At 66.4% G+C, this 19,655-nt stretch carries 15 protein-coding genes; 9 read left to right on the top strand and 6 right to left on the bottom strand.

Features of this window, described 5'->3' with window-relative positions; all coding sequences use genetic code 11:
• The first annotated feature begins 90 nt into the window (after positions 1 to 90).
• Positions 91 to 1,518 carry a flavin-containing monooxygenase gene (locus tag AC5P7X_RS03495; protein WP_053498658.1) on the top strand — a complete coding sequence of 476 codons (1,428 nt, stop codon included), beginning with the start codon at positions 91 to 93 and terminating at the stop codon, positions 1,516 to 1,518.
• Here AC5P7X_RS03495 and AC5P7X_RS03490 read toward each other — a convergent pair.
• The 3 genes from AC5P7X_RS03490 to AC5P7X_RS03480 form a co-directional block, all read right to left on the bottom strand.
• Positions 1,515 to 2,624: a polyamine ABC transporter substrate-binding protein gene (locus AC5P7X_RS03490; RefSeq protein ID WP_005415924.1), complete on the bottom strand. Its 1,110-nt coding sequence runs from the start codon at positions 2,622 to 2,624 to the stop codon at positions 1,515 to 1,517. The genes AC5P7X_RS03495 and AC5P7X_RS03490 overlap by 4 nt on opposite strands.
• A 91-nt stretch (positions 2,625 to 2,715) precedes the next feature.
• Positions 2,716 to 4,113 (bottom strand): glutamine synthetase family protein, encoded by a 1,398-nt coding sequence (locus tag AC5P7X_RS03485; protein ID WP_049416306.1) that lies wholly within the window; start codon positions 4,111 to 4,113, stop codon positions 2,716 to 2,718.
• Positions 4,110 to 4,871, bottom strand: a complete 762-nt coding sequence (locus tag AC5P7X_RS03480) for a gamma-glutamyl-gamma-aminobutyrate hydrolase family protein (RefSeq protein WP_206619715.1) — start codon at positions 4,869 to 4,871, stop codon at positions 4,110 to 4,112. The genes AC5P7X_RS03485 and AC5P7X_RS03480 overlap by 4 nt, the downstream gene beginning before the upstream one ends.
• Positions 4,872 to 5,071: 200 nt before the next feature.
• On the opposite strand from AC5P7X_RS03480, the gene AC5P7X_RS03475 reads away from it, so the two are divergent.
• Both AC5P7X_RS03475 and AC5P7X_RS03470 read left to right on the top strand, forming a co-directional pair.
• Entirely contained in the window at positions 5,072 to 6,310 is a 1,239-nt protein-coding gene (locus tag AC5P7X_RS03475) for an NAD(P)/FAD-dependent oxidoreductase (RefSeq protein ID WP_235642933.1), read from the top strand.
• A 225-nt stretch (positions 6,311 to 6,535) separates the two neighbouring features.
• A complete protein-coding gene (locus tag AC5P7X_RS03470; RefSeq protein WP_070489553.1) occupies positions 6,536 to 8,128 on the top strand; it encodes an MASE1 domain-containing protein in 1,593 nt (530 codons plus the stop codon).
• 160 nt (positions 8,129 to 8,288) lie between these two features.
• On the opposite strand, the gene AC5P7X_RS03465 is transcribed toward AC5P7X_RS03470, so the two are convergent.
• The gene (locus tag AC5P7X_RS03465) at positions 8,289 to 8,747 is read right to left on the bottom strand and encodes a hypothetical protein (RefSeq protein ID WP_229766026.1); all 459 of its coding nucleotides are present in this window, start codon (positions 8,745 to 8,747) and stop codon (positions 8,289 to 8,291) included.
• A 489-nt stretch (positions 8,748 to 9,236) separates the two neighbouring features.
• Between AC5P7X_RS03465 and AC5P7X_RS03460 the strand changes: the two genes are divergently transcribed.
• The 3 genes from AC5P7X_RS03460 (at position 9,237) to AC5P7X_RS03450 (ending at position 12,785) form a co-directional block, all read left to right on the top strand.
• A complete protein-coding gene (locus AC5P7X_RS03460) occupies positions 9,237 to 10,799 on the top strand; it encodes an MASE1 domain-containing protein (protein WP_329841693.1) in 1,563 nt (520 codons plus the stop codon).
• A gap of 95 nt (positions 10,800 to 10,894) precedes the next feature.
• Positions 10,895 to 12,238, top strand: a complete 1,344-nt coding sequence (locus AC5P7X_RS03455) for a diguanylate cyclase (protein WP_049416322.1) — start codon at positions 10,895 to 10,897, stop codon at positions 12,236 to 12,238.
• Positions 12,239 to 12,323: 85 nt separating this feature from the next.
• Positions 12,324 to 12,785, top strand: coding sequence for a bacteriohemerythrin (locus AC5P7X_RS03450; protein WP_005415916.1), 462 nt, complete (start codon positions 12,324 to 12,326; stop codon positions 12,783 to 12,785).
• Here AC5P7X_RS03450 and AC5P7X_RS03445 read toward each other — a convergent pair.
• Together AC5P7X_RS03445 and AC5P7X_RS03440 are read right to left on the bottom strand one after the other, a co-directional pair.
• The gene (locus AC5P7X_RS03445) at positions 12,766 to 14,067 is read right to left on the bottom strand and encodes an MFS transporter (protein WP_032954064.1); all 1,302 of its coding nucleotides are present in this window, start codon (positions 14,065 to 14,067) and stop codon (positions 12,766 to 12,768) included. The genes AC5P7X_RS03450 and AC5P7X_RS03445 overlap by 20 nt on opposite strands.
• A 239-nt stretch (positions 14,068 to 14,306) precedes the next feature.
• Entirely contained in the window at positions 14,307 to 15,803 is a 1,497-nt protein-coding gene (locus AC5P7X_RS03440) for an aldehyde dehydrogenase (protein WP_070489533.1), read from the bottom strand.
• A 104-nt stretch (positions 15,804 to 15,907) separates the two neighbouring features.
• On the opposite strand from AC5P7X_RS03440, the gene aptA reads away from it, so the two are divergent.
• From aptA to AC5P7X_RS03425, 3 genes are all read left to right on the top strand, one after another.
• Positions 15,908 to 17,260 (top strand): omega-aminotransferase AptA, encoded by a 1,353-nt coding sequence (aptA, locus tag AC5P7X_RS03435; protein WP_070489531.1) that lies wholly within the window; start codon positions 15,908 to 15,910, stop codon positions 17,258 to 17,260.
• 63 nt (positions 17,261 to 17,323) lie between these two features.
• Positions 17,324 to 18,202: a plasmid replication/partition related protein gene (locus tag AC5P7X_RS03430; protein ID WP_070489529.1), complete on the top strand. Its 879-nt coding sequence runs from the start codon at positions 17,324 to 17,326 to the stop codon at positions 18,200 to 18,202.
• Between the two features lie 124 nt (positions 18,203 to 18,326).
• On the top strand, positions 18,327 to 19,613 hold the full coding sequence (locus AC5P7X_RS03425) for a DUF445 domain-containing protein (protein WP_065177404.1): 1,287 nt from the start codon (positions 18,327 to 18,329) through the stop codon (positions 19,611 to 19,613).
• The last annotated feature ends 42 nt before the right edge of the window (positions 19,614 to 19,655 follow it).

The following is a 19,655-nucleotide window of genomic DNA, read 5'->3' as shown; positions in this document are numbered from 1 at the left end:
CACGGGCGGCGGCCCGATCTGCAACATTTTTCAGAGCGGGATCCATTGAAAGCCCGGGACATTCCCCGCGCAATGCCCCGGATCTAGGCCTTGCATGGACCGACCCTGGTGATTTCCCCGGACAGCCCCTCCCCTTTCCCGCCCCGCCTGCCAGGCTGCCTGCCTGCACGGCTGCCGCTGGTCATCATCGGCGCCGGCCAGGCCGGGTTGTCGCTCAGCGCGCTCCTGCAGGAGGCCGGCGTCGAGCATCGCGTGCTGGAGGCCGAAACCGTGGGTGCCAGCTGGCGGCGACGCTGGGATTCGTTCCAGACCAACACCGCCAACGCGACCATGGCCCTGCATGGCCATGCCTATGCCGGGGATGACCCGGAAGGGTTCATGGGGGCCCCGGAAGTGATCCGACGGCTGCGCGACTATGCCGACGAGCGCGCGTTGCCGATCAGCGAGGGGTGCGTGGTCCATCGGGTCGGGCCGGAGTCCGGTGGCTATGCCATCGACAGCAGCCGGGGGCTGATCCATGCCCAGGCGGTGGTGGTTGCCACCGGTGAATACCGCCGGGCGCGGTTGCCCCGGGCCCCGTTCGCGCCCGCACCAGGCCTCACCGTGCTGCACTCCAGCGACTACCGCGGTCCCGGCCAGCTACCCGAGGGCGCGGTGCTGGTCATCGGCGGCGGCCAGTCCGGCGCGCAGATCGCCCAGGACCTGCGCGACAGCGGTCGCAGCGTGTACTGGTCACTGGCCCAGCGTCACTCGCACACCCGCCGGCTGCGCGGCAAGGACTCGATGACCTGGTGGGACATGGCCGGGCGCATCCACCAGCATGTGAGTGAAGCGGCCGCCGTACTGGCCGGAGAACCGGATGCGCTGCGCAGGGCCCGCACTGCGGAGTTTCCGCTGATCTCGGGCAAGGGAAGCAGCGGCCGGGGCAGCTCGATCAGCCTGCTGGCGATGCACCGCGCAGGTATCAGGTTGCTGGGCCGGTTGCAGGAATTCAGTGGAAACACCGCCCGCTTTGCCGATGTCCGCCCGCAGCTCCGCACCGCGATCAAGGCCACTCGGGCCGAGTATGCCTATCTCGATTCGCTGGCCAGCGCGTACTACGCCACGCGGCCCGAACCGCGCACCGACGATGCCCGCTACATTCCCGAAGAGGTCTACTTGCACTGGGAGCCGGACCCGTCCCCGTGCGAGCTGGATCTGCCGTCCGCAGACATCCGCTCGGTGGTGCTGGCCACCGGTTTCGTCGCCGAGTGGCCCTGGCTCGATGTACAGGGCGCGCTGGATGCCCACGGCTATCCGCTGGGCGAGTTTGGCGTTTCCCCGCAACCGGGCTTGTTCTTCATCGGCATGCACAACCTGCAGCGGATGAGTTCGTCGTTCCTGTGCAACGGCGGCCGCGATGCACGCGACCTGCTGCCGGCCATCCTGAGGCACCTTGGCGAGGGCGGCGGTACCGATTCCGGCACGGTGAAGCAAGGCGGCCGCCGGGCAACGCCCGGCGGCGCCAGACCCGCTTAACGGCCGGTCTTCACCTCGGTCCACAGCCGGGTGTAGAGCTTGTCGGTCTCCGGCGTGTTGATCGAGTAGGTGAACATCTTCTCGGCCACGTCAGCCGGCGGATAGATCGTCGGGTCGGTGCGGATCGCCTCGTCCACCAGCGGTGTCGCGGCCGGGATCGGGTTGGCGTAGTGGATGAAGTTGGTGTTGGCCGCGGCGACCTTCGGTTCCAGCAGATAGTTGATGAACCTGTAAGCCGCTTCCGGGTGCTTGGCGTCCTTCGGGATCGCCAGCATGTCAAACCACTGCGGCGCACCTTCCTTCGGGATCGAATAAGCCACGTGCACGCCATTGCTGGCTTCCTCGGCGCGGTCGCGGGCCTGGATGATGTCACCCGACCAGCCGACCACCAGGCAGGTGCCGCCATTGGCCAGCGAACCGACGTACTGCGAGGAGTGGAAATTCTGCACGTACGGGCGGATCGACTTCAGCAGGTCGGCCGCCTTCTGCAGTTCGGCCGGGTCGCCGCTGTGCGGATCCAGGCCCAGGTAATGCAGCGCGATCGGGATCATGTCGGCCGGCGTGTCCAGGATGGTCACGCCGCAGTCCTTCATCTTGCTGATGTTCTCCGGCTTGAACACCAGGTCCCAGCTGTTGGCGATATCGGTGCTGCCGCCGAAGCGCTGCTTCAGCATGTCCACGTTGTAGCCGATGCCGGTGGTGCCGATCATGTACGGCACGCCGTACTGGTTGCCCGGATCCTGGGTGGCGATGCGCTTCATCACCGCCGGATCGAGGTTGGCCAGGTTCGGGATCTTGCTCTTGTCCAGCGGCAGGAACACGCCGGCCTGGATCTGGCGGCCGAAGAAGTTCAGGGTCGGCACCACCACGTCGTAGCCGCTGTTGCCGGCCAGCAGCTTGGTCTCGACCATCTCATCGCTGTCGAACACATCGTAGGTCACCTTGATGCCGCTCTCCTTCTCGAAGGTCGGAATGGTGTCCTCGGCGATGTAATCGCTGTAGTTGTAGACGTTCAGGACCTGGCTGTCCTGCGCGCCGCCGTTGCCACCGCCACAGGCGGCAAGCATGGCGGAGGCCAGGCCGAGCGTGAGGATACGCAGCTTCATCGGGTGCTCCAGAATGCGGGAAGGGGGGCCGGCGGGGCCGGCGACGGGTGCCAGCCTACCCCCCGGCGGCGGATTTTTCTATTCCAGATGCTCAGACGTTCAGCAGCAGGAACTCGCGCTCCCACGAGCTGATGACGCGGAAAAAGGTCTCGTATTCCTTGCGCTTGACCGAGATGTAGGCGCGGCAGAAACGCTCGCCCAGCAGGGCCTGGAGCTCGCTGCACTGCTCCAGCCCGTCCAGCGCCTCGCCCAGCGAGCGCGGCAGGTTGTAGCCCAGTTCCTTCGCGCTGCCGGTCACCGGCGCGTCCGGCGCCAGCCGCTCGCGGATGCCGAGCAGGCCGCAGGCCAGGGTCGCGGCCATCGCCAGGTAGGGGTTGGCGTCGGAGCCGGCGAAACGGCTCTCCACGCGCATGTTTTCCGGCGTATCCAGCGGCACGCGCAGGCCGCAGGTGCGGTTGTCGAAGCCCCAGTGCACGTTGCTCGGCGAGACTTCGCCGAACACCAGGCGCCGGTAGGAATTCACGTTCGGCGCGAAGAACGCCATCGCCTGCGGCGCGTACTTCTGCAGGCCGCCCAGGTAGTGGCCGAACACCGGGCTGAACTCGCCCTCAGCATCGGTCTCGCCAGCGAACACATTGCTGCCATCGCTCACCCGCACCAGGCTCTGGTGGATGTGCATGGCACTACCGGGCTCGTTCTCCATCGGCTTGGCCAGGAACGTGGCGTACACCCCGTGGCGCATCGCCGCCTCGCGCATGGTGCGCTTGAACAGGAACACCTGGTCGGCCAGGTCCATCGCATCGGCATGGGTGAAATTGACCTCCAGCTGTGCTGCGCCGGATTCGTGGATCAGCGTGTCCACGTCCAGCTTCATCGCATCGGCGTAGTCGTACATCAGGTCGAGGATCGGGTCGAACTCGTTGACCGCGTCGATCGAGTACGACTGCCGCGCGGTCTCCGGGCGTCCCGAGCGACCGGCCGGTGGCAGCAGCGGGAAGTCCGGGTCGGTGTTCTTCTGCACCAGGAAGAACTCCAGCTCCGGCGCCACCACCGGGCGCAGGCCCAGTTCCGCATAAGCCGCCAGTACGCGGCGCAGCACGTTGCGCGGCGCAAGCTCGTGCGGTTCGCCGCTCTTGGTGTAGCAATCGTGGATGACCTGTGCGGTGGCATCGGCTGCCCACGGCACCATGCGCACCGTATCCGGGTCAGGGCGCAGCATCATGTCCGAGTCCGACGGCGAGGTCAGCTCGTAGTAGTCGTCAGGGAACTCGCCGGTGACGGTGGTGGCGAAGATGCCTTCCGGCAGGCGCGTGCCGTAGTCGTGCGAGAACTTGTCGGCAGGAATGATCTTGCCGCGGGCGTTGCCGGTGATGTCCGGCACCAGGCATTCCACCTCGGTGATGCGCCGCTCCTTCAGCCAGCGCAGCAGGCTGCTTTCCTGCGGTGCGGGGGGCGTGGCCGTCTTGCGCGGGCGCGTTCGGGAACTCATCGGGAATCCAGTCGGTTCTGTTGGTGCTGCCGGCAAGCTTGGCCGAACGCACGGAAAATAGCGTGATAGAACGGCGTCTGCGTGACACGCCACTCCGGATGCCACTGTACGCCGAGCACAAATCCATGGTGCAGGCTGCGCGCCGCCTCGACCAGTCCGTCATCGGCCATGGCCTCGACCTGCAGGCCCTGCGCGAGGCGGGCGATGCCCTGTCCGTGCACCGAATTGACCTGCGCGCGGCCACTGCCGTGCCACTGCGCCAGCCAGCCGTCGGCGGCCAGGGTCACCGCATGGGCCGGCCCATACTGCACGTCCACCGGCGCCCGCGGGTCGTCGCGATGGTCGGCCAGGCCGGGCACCGCATGCACCTGCGGATGCAGGGTGCCGCCCAGTGCGACGTTCAACTCCTGGAAGCCCCGGCAGATCGCCAGCACTGGCAGGTCCAGCGCCAGCGCCTCGTGCAGCAGCGCGAAGGCATTGGCATCGCGGGCAGGGTCATGCGGATTGCCTGGCCAGCTGCGACCGCCCTCGTAGTGCTGCGGTTCGATATTGCTGACCGCGCCGGTCAACAGCAGGCCATCGAGCCCAAGCAGCCAGTCGCTGGCCGGCAACCGTGGCTGCAGGCTCGGCAACACCACCGGGGTCACCTCGGCCGCCTCGGCCAGCGCGCGCACGTACTTCTCGCCGGCCACCGCGAAACGGTGGTGGCCGAGCACGGTGCTGTCGGTGGGCAGGCCCACCCAGGGCAGGCGGCGCATGGGAAGACTCCTTGGCGTGCCGACACGTTACCCGTCGCCTGGCAACGGCGGCAAGTCGCTGCCGTCACACCACAGCTGCCATGCATCGGCGAAACTACCGGGGTGAACGCTGATCGACCTGCCATGCTCCGCCCTCCCGCACTGCACCCGCGAGGCCTGCAGTGAGCGCCGCGTTTCCGCCCAGCTGGTATGCCTCCAGCCTGCCCGAACCGCCCGCACTGCCCTCGTTGCAGGGGCAGGTGCAGGCCGACGTTGCGGTGCTGGGCGCCGGCTATACTGGCCTGACCGCCGCACTGGAACTGGCCGCGCGTGGCCAGCGCGTGGTGGTGCTGGACGCACAGCGGGTCGGCTGGGGCGCGTCCGGCCGCAATGGTGGCCAGGCGCTGGCCGGCTATGGCTGCGAGGTGGACGAACTGGAGCGTCAGCTCGGCCGTGACGATGCGCGCCACCTGTTCGACTGGTCGCGCGAAGCGGTACAGGCGATGCGCAGGCGCATCGATCGCCATGGTATCGACTGCCATTGGGTGGAGGGCCACGCCAGCGTCGCCATCCGCGAACGCCACGAGCGCGACCTGCACGCCAACTGCGAGCACCTTCAGCGCCACTACGACTACCCGATGCAGTGGTGGGACCGTGATGCCCTGCGCGCGCAGCTGGACAGCCCGCGCTACCGCGCCGCGATGTTCGATCCGCACAGCGCGCACTTGCACCCGCTGGCCTATGCGCGTGGCCTGGCCGATGCGGCGCGCGCGGCCGGCGTGGTGATCCACGAGAACTCCGCAGTGACCCGCGTGCAGCGCGGACCGCAGCCCACCCTGCATACCGCGCGGGGCAGCGTGCGCGCTGCGCACCTGGTGGTTGCCGGCAATGCCTGGCTGCAGGGCCTGCTGCCCGAGCTGGAACGCCGGATCATGCCGGTCGGCACCTATATCGGCGCCAGCGCGCCGCTCGGTGCCGAGCGCGCCCGCGCCCTGATCGGCAACAACATGGCCGTGGCCGACACCGCGTGGGCACTGGACTATTTCCGCCTCAGCCACGATCACCGGCTGCTGTTCGGCGGTCGCGCCAGTTACTCGGCGTTGCCCCCACCCGGCCTGCACGGGGTGATGCAGCGGCGCATGCACCAGGTGTTTCCACAACTGGCCGACGTGCCGCTGGAGCAGGTCTGGGGCGGTTACGTGGACATCACCCGCAACCGCGCCCCGCATTGGGGCCGGCTGGACGGCAACCTGTACTTCGCGCAGGGGTTCTCCGGCCATGGGGTGGCCGCCGCCGGGCTGGCCGGCGAAGTCATCGCCGCCGCGATTGCCGGCCAGAGCGAGCGCCTGGACGTGTTCCAGCGCCTGCGGCATGCGCCTTTCCCCGGCGGCCGGCTGCTGCGCATGCCGCTGCTGGTGGCGGCGATGTCGTGGTACAAGCTGCGGGATGCATTGTGGTGAAGATTCTGCATCTCCACCTGTATTGAACGTTCTGACAAGCGCACCGCAGCGCTGATCGTGCTGCACACGTTACAGATTTTCACGCAACATGTGTGATGGATGGTTGGTCAATTACCTAAATGCGCCGCTGTGCAATTGCATAATCGTTCGCAGACCGATAACGTCCTGAGAAACCGGGCCCCGCGGCGAATGGAAGCTGACAGGGGACACGTAGGAGAGGGGGACGTGCGATTGGACTGGTGGAAAGAAGGATTGTTGCTGAAGGTGCGCATTCGTCCGGCTGGCCTGATGCTTGCCTTGCTTTATGCAGTTGCCTATTGGGCAACCCGACAGCTGTCGCTGGATCAGTTCTATTTGCCAGCCGGCATCCGGGTGGCGGCCGTACTGTTGTGCCCGCCGCGCCTGTGGCCTTATCTGCTGCTGGGCGAATATGCGTACTTTGCACAGTCCCGCGTACCAATGATCGAGAAGTACGGCCTGACATGGGTCATTGTTGCCTCCGCGTTCCTCATGCCCGCAGTGATGTTGATTGTGAAGCTGCAACGGCGACTGATGGCGGAGTCGCAGACGATCGGCCTCTTGTTGATTGCCGCCGCTTCCAGCGTCGTAGTTACGCTGCTGAACCTCAGCTTTTCCCATCTGCTCTGGCCAACACCCCCTTCCACGCCCTTCCTGACCAGTGCGGCGCGTTACAGCGTGGGCGACTTCATCGGCATTCTGACGGTGGCACCCATCGCCATGCTGTGGGCGCGACAGGACCTGGGGCAGGAGTGGAACGCTGGACGAAAGACCCCGATGCTGGCGGCACTTTCATCGATGCTCCTGATCGGGATAGCAGCAACTCAACTGCCCGCAGACTGGGTTGCGCTGAAGGCAACGCTCCTGCTGCTGCTGGCACTCCCCGCGGCCGCACTTACCTGCCTGTATGGCTGGAAGGGTGCCGCCCTTGCAGTACCGGTGCTCAACATGGTCATCGGCCTGACCACGCCCAACACCCATCCCACCGCATTCGATCCCGCGGCCTTCATCACCCAGCAGATCATGGCGATCAGCGGCATCGTATTGCTGTTGCTCGGATCACGCATCACCCACTTCTACCATCGTTACAGGCTGCGCGAGATGGGGGAAAGGGACGCCATCCATCTTGCGAGGAGCTCGCAATTGGCCAGCGAGATGGAGCTGCGTGAGCGTGCCCTGCACCTTCGCAAGCTCGGCGACGGCATTGATACCTCACTGGTGGAGCTGGCCGACTGGCTCAAGGCCCAGGGACATCACGCAGTGGCCAGCAGCCTTCTGCATACTTCGAATGTACATTCGCGGCTCCTTCGCGAACAGACAAGCATGGTCTATCCCTCGGGCCTGGAGCATCTTGGGCTTTACGTGGCTTTGCAGGCTGGTGGCATCCGTGAGTCGTGGACGCTGACGGAGCGCGTTCTCCGCCCTGATCTGAAAGGCGACCCCTGCAACCTGAGCGTGGAACTGCAGTTGGCCGCTTACCGGACACTGATTGATGCAGTCTCCATTCTTCTCAAGCATGAAGGTGGACAGATTCGCATTCGTGCAAGATGCGGCGGAATGGGCTCCAGGCGCGGAATCCTCATGATCGTGTCGCTGCTGGAGTCGCGTCGGCGCCTTTCCCAGCAGACAACCATGGCAGCGTTCGAGCGGCTGACCGGGCGAACCCTGCCCTATGACGGGACCGTTGACTGCTATCGCAACCGGGTCAGGATCCTGTTCCTCGACCGTGAAACAAAACTTGAGACACAGCCCAGTGCTCCATCACGGTACAGCTGCCCTGCACCCTCTGCGCTGCAGTAGCGCATTTCACAGTCAAGCGATCGGATCGAACCAACGCAGCGGTATCGCATGAACGTCCCGCTCATCCCGCTGGCCAAAGGCGTCATGGGCACCCGGCGAACATCCGGGTGCCCATGCAGTCTGACACTGGCGCTCTCCGATATCCCGGCAACAGGCGGTATCAGGGTGCCTCTACCGCCCACAAGACATCAGCTCCGCTTGCATATCTGACCAGCGTGAATGCGGGGGACCGATAGACAACCGTCCTGGTGGCTTTGGCGGGAACAGGCAGGCGCTGCTCAGGCAACGACACCTTCGCAGATGGGTCACCTGCCGGCAGTACCCAGAACGTGCCCGCAGCATTGCCGATCACGATGTGCACGTGGCCCGCGAGATCGTTTACCTGGAAATAATCCATGCCATCGCGCTCGAACCCATAGACCAACCAGCCGGGATCCACGCTCAGGTCCTGTGCCTGCGGAATCGACTGGCCGAGTCCTTGGCCGGCCATCTTGATTCCATGGTCGTCACTTGGGGCAAAAGCAAGAACGGATACCGGCACCAACATCAACGCACCAGCAAATGCATGAATTCGGAAATTTCCCACACTAACCTCCAGGTTGGATGCAATACGGATCAAGCAGGATGCTACCCCCAATCGCATCAGCATATACCGGGCGGACTCCGTAAAGCCCATGGGACATAATCGACTGGATCGATGCAAACCCATGCCACGCCGATGCTGCGTCCGAAATCGCCAATACCCGTAGCGAAACCCGCCCACGGTGCGGGTCAGCTGCATCTGCGACAAATGACCTGGACAGGCGCGTGTAACAGCAGGACATTGTCGATTGCGCGATAGTGAACACAGTGGACAGCATCAACTGCCGAATGTAGCGGGTGCAACGGCTGCAACGTGATCGAACCGAGGACGCGCTGATTGTGGATGATTCACCGTCCGCTGGTGGCTATGCCGACGCACTGCTGACCGTGTAGGGCCACGAAGCGCAGGAAGCCGGCAATTGCAGCGCAAAGGGAGGCCAGACACCTCGATTGCGCCCTTCTCCGACTGTCGATAATGTCTACGGACGTGGCCAGTCATCATTGGCCGGGAGGCAAGAGGCGGGGCTTGGACCGATTCAAAGAAGCAATTGAACTGAGCTTCCGGATCCGACCCGTCGGAATCGCACTCGCGGCCGTCTACGCTTTGAGCTGCCTTGTCTCGCGTCAGTTCTCGCTGGATCAGTTCTTCCTGCCAGCGGGCATCCGGGCAGCGGCACTCCTGATCGTCCCGACCCGCCTGTGGCCCTACCTGCTGCTTGGCGAGTACGCCTACTTCGCAACCCTGCGCATCCCCATGATCGACAGCTACGGCCTGGCCTGGGTCATCCTGGCCTCGACGCTGCTGATGCCGATGGCGATGCTGGTGGTCCACCTGCACCGCATGAGAATGCCATCGGAGTCCGCCGCCGGCCTCTGGCTGCTGTCGCTGACCTTCTGCACGGCGTTGTTCGTCCCGGTTCTCAATATGGGCATTTCATTCGCCCTGTGGTCGAACCCGCCGCCGAGCAACCTGCTTAGCGCAGTTGATCGCACGATCTTTGGCCACTTCGCCGCCATCATTACCCTCGTGCCACTGGCATTCCTCTGGTCGCGACGAGACGCGGCCCCCAATTGGACGCGCCGCTTTGCTGCACCTACGGTCACGGCCATCCTGGTGATGCTGGTCCTGGCCCTGTGCATGCAGCTTACGGCCATCAGCGCCCACACCACACGCACCCACCTGGTGCTGCTGTCCTCCCTACCGGCGATCGCCCTGACCTTCATGCATGGGTGGCGTGGCGCTGCCATCGCGATTCCGCTGTTGAACCTTCCACTCCATTTCGCCACTCCCAGCACCGGCCTACCGTCCTCGTTCGACCTGGGCACCTTCGCCACCCAGCAGAACATGGCCGTGATGAGTGTCGCACTGCTCGCCCTGGGATCCAGCATCAGCTATCACCACGAACGTGCACGGTCCCGTGGACTGGCTGAGGAAACCACATTGCGCTTGGCACGTAGTTCGCATCAGATCCGTGAGCGTGAACTTCGCGCGCGCGCCTCCCATCTCAGGCAACTCGGCGAAGGCATGGACAGCTCGCTCGGCGAGATGGTCAGCTGGCTGAAGGCGCAGGGGCATCATGCGGTGGCCAACAGCCTGCAGCACGCCTCATCCGTGCACTCGCGGCTGTTCCGTGAACAGGCCAGTCTGGTCTACCCCACGGGGCTGGAGCAGGTTGGGCTGTATATCGCGCTGCGCGTTGGCGGCGCATGCGAGAACTGGGACAACTCCCATCGCGTGATACCGCCCCGGCTGGAGGGGAACCCCTGCATGCTGACTGTTGACCTGCAGCTCGCCATCTATCGCTCGCTGATCGAGGCGGTGTCGCTGCTGCTGGAGCTGGAGTCGGGACAGGTCAGCGTGCGCGCCCGGAGCGGCCAGGCTGGCGACCGCCGCGGCATTGTGGTGGTCGTGGGCCTGCTTGACCGCAGCTGCACGCTGTCGAGTGGGACCGTTCAGCAGGCCACGGAGCGTCTGGCCGGCCGGATAATGGCCTACGGCGGTACGGTGCATTGCCGTGGCAACCGGCTCCGGTTCGTCCTGCACGAATCCATTGCGGGCACAGCGGCGTCATTCACATCGCCCGCCTGATCGCCGAACGACACGCAGGGCATACTGCCCCGCTAAAGTTACACCCGAAACCGCCGCTATCCGTGCCGAGCCCCTCCCTCGTGAGCCACCGCATCATGCCCGTGCTGCCGCAGGCCGCCGTCGATGGCGACCTGGCCGATCCGCTGCCGCAGCGGATCCTGCTGGTCGAAAACTCCCGTGCGTTCACCGGCATGCTGCGCGAAGCCATCGAGCAGCGCCTGGAACTGCCGGTGGTGATCGCCTCCACCCTGGCCGAGGCCGACCGGCTGCTCAGCGAAGGCGGGGGCTGGTTCCTGGTGCTGACCGGACTGGTGCTGGCCGACGGCGACCGCGATGCGGTGGTCGAGTTCTTCCTCAAGCGCGACCTGCCGACGGTGGTGGTCAGCGGCGTTTACGACGAGGACCTGCGCAAGCGCGTACTACAGCAGCAGATCATCGACTACGTGCTGAAGAACACCCCGGGCAGCATCGACTACCTGGTGTGGCTGGTGCAGCGGCTGGAACGCAACCGACGCATCGCCGCGCTGGTGGTGGACGATTCGCCGTCCGCGCGTGGCTATGCCGCCGCCCTGCTGCGCATGTATGGGCATGAGGTGCACGAAGCCGCCGACGGCAACGAGGGCCTGGCTGCAATCGAGGCGCATCCGGCGATCCGCCTGGCGGTGGTCGACCAGGAAATGCCCGGCATGCAGGGCGTGGAATTCACCCGTCGCCTGCGCACCCTGCGCTCGCGCGACAAGGTGGCGGTGATCGGCATCTCCGGCAATACCGACGCCTCATTGATCCCGCGCTTCCTGAAGAACGGCGCCAACGATTTCCTGCGCAAGCCGTTCTCGCGCGAGGAGTTCTTCTGCCGCGTCTCGCAGAACGTGGACCAGCTGGAGCTGATCGGCACCCTGCAGGACCTGGCCACCCGCGATTTCCTCACCGGCCTGCCCAACCGACGCTTCTTCCTGGAGCAGAGCCAGCGTCAGCTGCCGCAGCTGCAGCTGCACGGCCAATGCGTGGCGGTGGCGATGATCGACATCGACCACTTCAAGCACATCAACGACACCCATGGCCACGAAGCGGGCGACGACGCGCTGCGCGCGGTGGCCGGCGCGGTGACCGCGCATGCACGCAGCCACGACCTGATCGCGCGCTTCGGCGGCGAGGAGTTCTGCCTGCTGGTGCCAGACATGGAACAGGACGAGGCGCTGCTGTACTTCGAGGAGCTGCGCCAGCGCATCGCCGCACTGGAGGTGGACATCGGCACCGCTACCCTGCGCATGACGGTCAGCATCGGCCTGTGCTGCCTGCGCCCGCAGCGCGATGCGCTGCACCGGCTGATCTCCGAGGCCGACCGCCAGCTGTACCTGGCCAAGGCCGGTGGCCGCAATCGGGTCAGCTGCACCACGGTGGCCAGCCCGCTGCGTCCACGCGAGCCTGCGCTGACCTGACCGGCTCGCTTTGATCCAGATCAACGCCGTTCCCGCACGACAGCTCTACAGTCGGCCCCGACATACGCATGAAGGGGAGCCGGGGATGGCACTACTGGTCTGGCAGGACGATCTGAACATCGGCATCGATGTGATCGACCAACAACACCGCCGCATCATCGAGATGCTCAACCACCTGCACGTGGCCCAGTCCAGCCTGCAGCGCGCGGCAGTGGGTGAAGTGATCGACGAGGTGGTCGACTACACCATGTCGCACTTCGCGTTCGAGGAAGAGCTGATGGAGGAAGCGGGCTACCCGTTCTGTGCCGCGCACAAGCGCGTGCATGAGATCTTCATCAAGCGTGTGGCCGAGTACCGGCTGCGCTTCCAGGCCGGCGAGGACATCAGCGATGAACTGCGCACGATGCTCTCGCGCTGGTTGTTCAACCACATCCGCGGCGATGACCAGGCCTACGCCGAACAGGTCAAGGCACACCTGAACCAGTTCACCCGCGAGCACCAGGGCGGTGGCTGGCTGGGACGCACGCTCAAGCGCTTCTTTGGCTGAACCGCAGCGCGCGCCGGTGCAGTGCCACCAGCGCGCACAGCGTCGCTGCCGCAGTCAGGCACAGGTAGTAGCCAACCGCGACCAGACCGAAGCGTTCGGCCAGCCAGGTGGCCAGGTACGGCGCCGGTGCCGCACCCAGAATGCCGGCCAGGTTGAATGACAGCGATGCGCCGGTATAGCGCACCTCCACCGGGTAGATCTCGGCCAGGAAGGTACCGCAGGGACCATAGGTCAGGCCCATCAGGAACAGGCCCAGGCACAGGAAGGCGGTGACCATCCACGGGCTGTGCGGCTGGAACAGCGGCGCGAACAGCACGCCGAAACCGATGATCAGCACGCTGGCCACGATCATCGTGCGGCGCGTCCCCCAGCGGTCGCCATAGCGCGCCGACAGCGGGATGCCCAGCGCGAAGAACAGCATGCCGGCCATCTGCATCAGCAGGAACTGCTCGCGGCTGTAACCCAGCACCGCCGTGCCATGGCCGAGGCTGAACACGGTCATCAGGTAGAACAGCACGAAGGTGGCGAACGCGCCCAGGGTACCCAGCAGCATCGGCACCGGGTGGTCGCGCAGCACCGTCCACATCGGCAGCCGCACCGGCGCCTTGCGCTCCAGCGCCTGCTTGAAGTCGGGGGTCTCGTGGATGTTCAACCGCACCCACAGGCCGAGGCCGACCAGCAGCGCGCTGGCCACGAACGGAATGCGCCAGCCCCACTGCAGGAAGTCGGCCTGGCTCAGGCAACGGCCGAGCACCAGGAAGATGCCGGCCGACAGCAGGAAGCCGAGCGGTGCACCCAGCTGCGGGAACATGCCGTACCAGGCACGCTTGCCCGGCGGTGCGTTCTCGGTGGCCAGCAGCACTGCCCCGCCCCACTCGCCGCCCAGACCCAGGCCCTGGCCGAAACGGCACAGCGCCAGAAGCGCCGGCGCCCACAGACCGATCTGTGCGTGCGTCGGCAGCAGGCCGATCAGCACCGTGGACAGCCCCATGGTCAGCAGCGCAGCCACCAGGGTGGCCTTGCGCCCGATGCGATCGCCGAAATGGCCGAACACTGCCGACCCAACCGGGCGTGCGATGAAGGCCACCGCGAAGGTTGCCAGCGACTGCAGCAGGGCTGCCTGTTCGCTGCTGTCCGGGAAGAACAGGTGCGGGAACACCAGCACCGCGGCCGTGGCGTAGATGTAGAAGTCGAAGAACTCGATCGTGGTACCGATCAGGCTGGCCAGCAGAACACGACGGGGGGAATTCACGGGCGGCGCGGCAGCGGTGATCGAGGACATCGGCAACACGGGAAATGGCAGATCGACCGATTCTGCCACGGGCTGGCGGCGGTACGGCACGATGGTTTCAGCCGACACCGATGCCGACGAGGGGGCAGGCGCCTCCTGTAACGTCGAGCCATGCTCGACGGTTCTTCGCGAGATGCAGCCGAGCATGGCTCGGCTCTACAGAAGAACGAACGGCAGTCGAGCATCGCTCGACTCTACAGAGAGCGAACAGCCGTCCAGCAATCGCGTCGTTACAGCTGCATCCAGGTGGCCTTGATCTCGCTGTACTTGTCGAACGCATGCAGCGATTTGTCGCGCCCGTTGCCGGACTGCTTGTAGCCCCCGAACGGAGCGGTCATGTCGCCGCCATCCCAGCCGTTCACCCAGATGCTGCCGGCACGCAGCTGGCGCGCGACGCGGTGGGCTCGCCCCAGGTCCCGTGTCCACAGGCCGGCGGCCAGGCCGTAGCGGCTGTCATTGGCCACGCGCACCGCTTCGGCCTCGTCTTCGAAACCAAGCACAGCCAGCACCGGCCCGAACACTTCCTCGCGCGCCAGTGCCTGCTCCGGGCGCACCTGGTCGAACACGGTGGGCTGGACGTAGCTGCCGCCGGCTTCCACTTCGGCGCGCCGCCCACCCAGCAGCAACCGGGCACCCTCGCCTTCGGCGCGCGCGATATCGTCCATCACCTTGTCCAGGTGCGCGGCATCCACCAGCGCGCCCATCGGCGCATCGGGGTCCAATGGATGGCGGGGGTGCATGTGCTGGCCATAAGCAACCACCTGATGCACGAAATCCTCGCGGATCGAACGCTGTACCAGGAGCCGCGAACCTGCGGTACAGACCTCGCCCTGGTTGAAGAAGATACCCTGTGCCACCGCCTTCGCGGCGGCGTCCAGATCAGGGGCGTCGGCAAACACCACATGCGGGCTCTTGCCGCCACACTCCAGCCAGACCCGCTTGAGGTTGGATCGCCCTGAACACTGCAGCAGCTTCGCGCCCGTGGCCGTGGAGCCGGTGAAGGCGAGCACGTCCACATCCATGTGCAGGGCCAACGGCTCACCGACGCGCGCACCGTGCCCCGGCAGCACGTTCAGCACGCCCTCTGGCAGGCCCGCTTCGGCGGCCAGCGCCGCCAGCCGCAACGCACTCAAGGGCGAGCGCTCGGACGGCTTGAGCACCACCGAGTTGCCCATGGCCAATGCAGGCGCGATCTTCCAGCAGGCCATCAGCAGCGGAAAGTTCCACGGAACGATCGCGGCCACGACCCCGGCGGCCTCGCGCGTGACCAGTCCCAGTTCGTGCGGGCCGGTCGGCGCGATCTCGCCGTACAGCTTGTCCACGGCCTCGGCGGTCCAGCGCAGGCAGCGCACCGCGCCTGGCAGGTCGATGCAGCGCGCATCACGCACCGGCTTGCCCATGTCCAGGGTTTCCAGCAGGGCCAGCTCGTCGGCATGCGTTTCGACCAATGCCGCCAGCGCCAACAGTACGCGCTTTCGCTGGGCCGGACTGGCCTGCGACCAGTGGCCGGCCTCGAAGCTGCGCCGCGCGGCCAGTACCGCGCGCTCCACGTCCTGTGCGTCGCAGTCGGCGACCGCCCCCAGTACGCGACCGTCGATCGGGCTGACGCAGTCGAAACGGGCGCCGCTGGCTGCATCGACATAGCGGCCATCGATGAAGGCCTGGCCTGGCATCGACAGCTGGAGGGCCAGTGCCTGCCAATGGCTGCGGTCGGGAACATCGGCCATGGGAAGCTCCAGCATTCAACGAGCCTTGGTTATACAGGGGTCACCGCGACTCCGCCGTGACGTGGCTGCGCTACATTCGTCGCATCGGACCCGACGGAGCTGGCATGAAGCGTCCCGGAAGCGACCTGCACGACCTGACCACACAGCGCCCCGAGTCACTGGACGCTTACTGGATGCCATTCACCGCCAACCGCCAGTACAAGGCGGCACCACGCATGCTGGTCCGCGCCGAAGGCATGCACTACGAAGACATCGATGGCCGACAGATCCTCGACGGCACCGCCGGCCTGTGGTGCTGCAACGCCGGCCACGCGCGACCGCACATCGTCGAGGCCATCGCCGGGCAGGCACGCACGCTCGACTACTCACCCGCTTTCCAGGTGGGCTCGCCGCCGGCATTCGCGCTGGCACAGCGGCTGGCCGCACTGGCTCCGGCCCCGCTCAACCATGTGTTCTTCACCAGCTCCGGCTCGGAGGCGGTGGATACCGCGATGAAGATCGTGCTGGCTTACCACCGCCAGCGTGGCGAGGGCCAGCGCACGCGCTTCATCAGCCGCGAGAAGGCCTATCACGGCGTCGGTTTCGGTGGCATGGCGCTGGGCGGTCTGCCCAACAACCGCAGGGCGTTCGGCCTGCAACTGGGGGGCGTGGACTATCTGCGCCACACCCTGGACCTGCAGCGCAACGCGTTCAGCAAGGGCCTGCCGCGCCAGGGCGCGGAGCTGGCCGACGATCTGGAACGGCTGATCGGGCTGCATGACGCCTCGACGATTGCCGCCGTCTTCGTCGAGCCCATCGCCGGCTCCGCCGGGGTGATCCTGCCCGCGCCCGGATACCTGCAGCGCCTGCGCGAACTGTGCGACCACCACGGCATCCTGCTGGTGTTCGATGAGGTCATCACCGGTTTCGGCCGGGTCGGCATGCCCTTCGCCGCGCAGCGCTTCGGGGTCACACCGGACCTGCTGACCTTCGCCAAGGCGGTCAGCAACGGCGCGGTGCCACTGGGCGGCGTGCTGGCCAGCGACGCCGTGCATGCCACGCTGATGCAGGCCCCGCCGCAGGCCATCGAGCTGTTCCACGGCTATACCTACTCGGGTCACCCGCTGGCCTGCGCCGCAGCGCTGGCAACACTGGACGTCTACGCCGAGGAGCGCCTGTTCGAGCGCGCCATCGAACTGGGCGAGTACTGGCAGGAACGGCTGCACGCGCTGCAGGGCCTGCCCAACGTGATCGACATCCGCAACTTCGGGCTGGTCGGCGCGGTCGAGCTGGCACCGCGCCGCGATGCCCCTGGCAGCCGCGGCTACGAGGTGTTCCGGCGCTGCTTCCACGATGGCCGGCTGCTGGTGCGCTGCACCGGTGACATCATCGCGCTGTCGCCGCCGCTGATCGTGGACAAGGCGCAGATCGACCAGATCACCGGCACCCTGGGCGAGATGATCCGGGTCACCGCCTGAGCCCGGGCCGGCGGTGGCGAGCGGGTACAATGGGCGGTTCCGCTCCTGCTCGTTGCCGTGCCCATGGATATCGTCGTCAAAGAAGAACTCAAGGCCTACATCGACCCGCTGACCGCGGACGAACATGACGCGCTGGAGCGCAGCATCCTGGCCGAAGGCTGCCGCGATGCGCTGGTGCTGTGGGGTAATGTGCTGGTCGATGGTCACAACCGTTTCGGCATCTGCCAGAAGCATGGCCTGCCCTTCAACACCGTGCAGAACACGCGCTTCCAGAGCATGGAAGACGTTCACCTGTGGATGATCGAGCAGCATCTGGGCCGTCGCAGCGTGTCCGATTTCCAGCGCGGCGTGCTGGCGCTGCGCAAGCGCGACATCCTGGCCGCCCGCAAGCAGGCCGAGCAGGCGCAGCTGCAGCGCGAGAGCGACGGTACCGCCGAGATTGCCGATGAGGCGGGCGAGGACAGCCCGCCGTGGGAGCCGGCACCGAAGCTCAGCCGCGCCGAACTGGCCCGCGAAGCCAAGCTGAGTACCAGCCAGGTCGGCATGATCGAGCGCATCCATGCCCAGGCTGCACCCGAAGTGGTGGAGGCAGTGAAGGCCGGCGTGATCTCGATCAGCGCCGCCGCAGCCGTGGCCGATCTGCCCGAAGAGGAGCAACGCGCCGCCGCCGCCGGCGGCAAGGATGAGCTGAAGCAGGCGGCCAAGCGCGTGCGCGAATCCAAGCGCAAGCCGCGCGCGCCGAAGCGGGACGCGGCCGAGATGGACTTCGAGGAGCCCAGCGAGGACGAGATCGCCAGCCGCGACGCCGAGGTACTGTTGGCACTGGAACAGCTGGGCGAGGATGCCCCGGCCCTGCGCCGCCGCGTGGTCGCGTTGACCCGCGAGAACGACACCCTGCGCGCGCAGCTGGCCGCGCTGCGCAAGCAACTGGAAGCGCTTTAAAAACGCGCGAACCTCTCAGGTAGAGCCGAGCCCATGCTCGGCTGCGGTGTGCCGCGCGCAAGGCAGCCGAGCATGGGCTCGGCTCTACAGGCAGGCATCACCGGGCTGCGGTTAGACTCGTGCGATGACGCCTGCCCACGATCCGCGCCGCGCCCAGCTGCGGCGCCTGAAAGCCCTCGCACTGGGCCTGCTGCTGTTGATGCTGGCCGGATTCGCGGTCAGCCATTGGCACGGCGAACGCGGCATCTGGGCCTGGGTGTCGGCCTTCTGCGAGGCTGCTGCGGTCGGCGCGCTGGCCGACTGGTTCGCAGTCGTTGCGCTGTTCCGGCGGCCAATGGGCCTGCCGATTCCGCACACCGCGATCATCCCGCGCAGCAAGGAACGCATCGGCGACAGCCTGGCGCTGTTCGTGCGCGACCAGTTCCTGGAACCGGGTGTGCTGCTGGCCAAGCTGCAGGTGTTCGATCCGGCCAGTCGTCTCGGTAGCTGGCTGGCCGACCCGGCACGCTCGCGGATGCTGGCCGACATGGCCCGCGGCTGGGCGCTGCAGGCACTGGATTTCTTCGACGAAACCGCGGTGCGGCGGCAACTGCATGCCTTCGTGGTGCAGCAGCTGCGGCAGTGGAACGCTGCTGCCACCGCCGGTGAACTGCTGGCCCTGCTGACCGCCGATGGCCGCCACCAGCGCGTGCTTGACGAGGGCCTGCAGCGCCTGGGACGCTGGCTGGAGCAGCCGGAGGTGAAGGAGCGCGCCTCGCAGCTGATCGTGCGCTACATCCAGCGCGAATGGCCGACGCTGTCGAGCACGGTGAACTGGGTCAAGCCAATCGACGAGATCGGCGACAGCCTGGCCGAACGCCTGGCGCGGGCGGTACTGGAAGAGCTGCAACAGGTGCTGGCCGAGCCGCAGCATCCGCTGCGCCAGGACTACGAGACCTGGCTGCAGAACTACGTGCAGCGCCTGCGCGAAGACCCGGCGCTGGCTGAGCGCATCGAACAGCTCAAGCAGGACATGATCGACCACCCCGCCCTGCAGGACTACGTGCAGGGGCTGTGGGCGCGTATCCATGCCAGCCTGCGCGCCGACCTGCAACGCGAAGACTCGGCGCTGGTCGGACACCTGCGGCGCAGCCTGGCGTCGCTGGGCAGCAGCCTGCAGGCCGACCCGGCCCTGCGCGAGGCCCTCAACCAGCACCTGCTGGAAGGTGCGCAGCGCCTGACCGGCCGCCTGCGCGAGGGCGTGACCACGCATATCGCGCAGACCGTGAAGGGCTGGGACGAGCGGCACCTGGTCGAGCAACTGGAACTGAGTGTGGGTCGCGACCTGCAGTTCATCCGCTTCAACGGCACCCTGGTGGGCGGGTTGATCGGCCTGCTGCTGCATGCGGCAACCGTGGTGTTCAGGTTCTAGCCCCGGCCAACGCCCACGATCAGCACGCTTGATTCATGAAAT

The organism is Stenotrophomonas sp. YJH_SMC_53 (assembly GCF_059369995.1).
The sequence above is the reverse complement of the archived record's forward strand: the minus strand, read 5'-3'. Positions and strand labels throughout refer to the sequence as shown.

Excerpts from the sequence above, each read along its gene's own strand:
- AC5P7X_RS03490 (WP_005415924.1), bottom strand. The coding sequence starts at position 2,624 with ATGAAGCTGCGTATCCTCACGCTCGGCCTGGCCTCCGCCATGCTTGCC.
- AC5P7X_RS03485 (WP_049416306.1), bottom strand. The coding sequence starts at position 4,113 with ATGAGTTCCCGAACGCGCCCGCGCAAGACGGCCACGCCCCCCGCACCG.
- AC5P7X_RS03480 (WP_206619715.1), bottom strand. The coding sequence starts at position 4,871 with ATGCGCCGCCTGCCCTGGGTGGGCCTGCCCACCGACAGCACCGTGCTC.
- AC5P7X_RS03455 (WP_049416322.1), top strand. The coding sequence starts at position 10,895 with ATGCCCGTGCTGCCGCAGGCCGCCGTCGATGGCGACCTGGCCGATCCG.
- AC5P7X_RS03450 (WP_005415916.1), top strand. The coding sequence starts at position 12,324 with ATGGCACTACTGGTCTGGCAGGACGATCTGAACATCGGCATCGATGTG.
- AC5P7X_RS03445 (WP_032954064.1), bottom strand. The coding sequence starts at position 14,067 with ATGTCCTCGATCACCGCTGCCGCGCCGCCCGTGAATTCCCCCCGTCGT.
- AC5P7X_RS03440 (WP_070489533.1), bottom strand. The coding sequence starts at position 15,803 with ATGGCCGATGTTCCCGACCGCAGCCATTGGCAGGCACTGGCCCTCCAG.
- aptA (WP_070489531.1), top strand. The coding sequence starts at position 15,908 with ATGAAGCGTCCCGGAAGCGACCTGCACGACCTGACCACACAGCGCCCC.
- AC5P7X_RS03430 (WP_070489529.1), top strand. The coding sequence starts at position 17,324 with ATGGATATCGTCGTCAAAGAAGAACTCAAGGCCTACATCGACCCGCTG.
- AC5P7X_RS03425 (WP_065177404.1), top strand. The coding sequence starts at position 18,327 with ATGACGCCTGCCCACGATCCGCGCCGCGCCCAGCTGCGGCGCCTGAAA.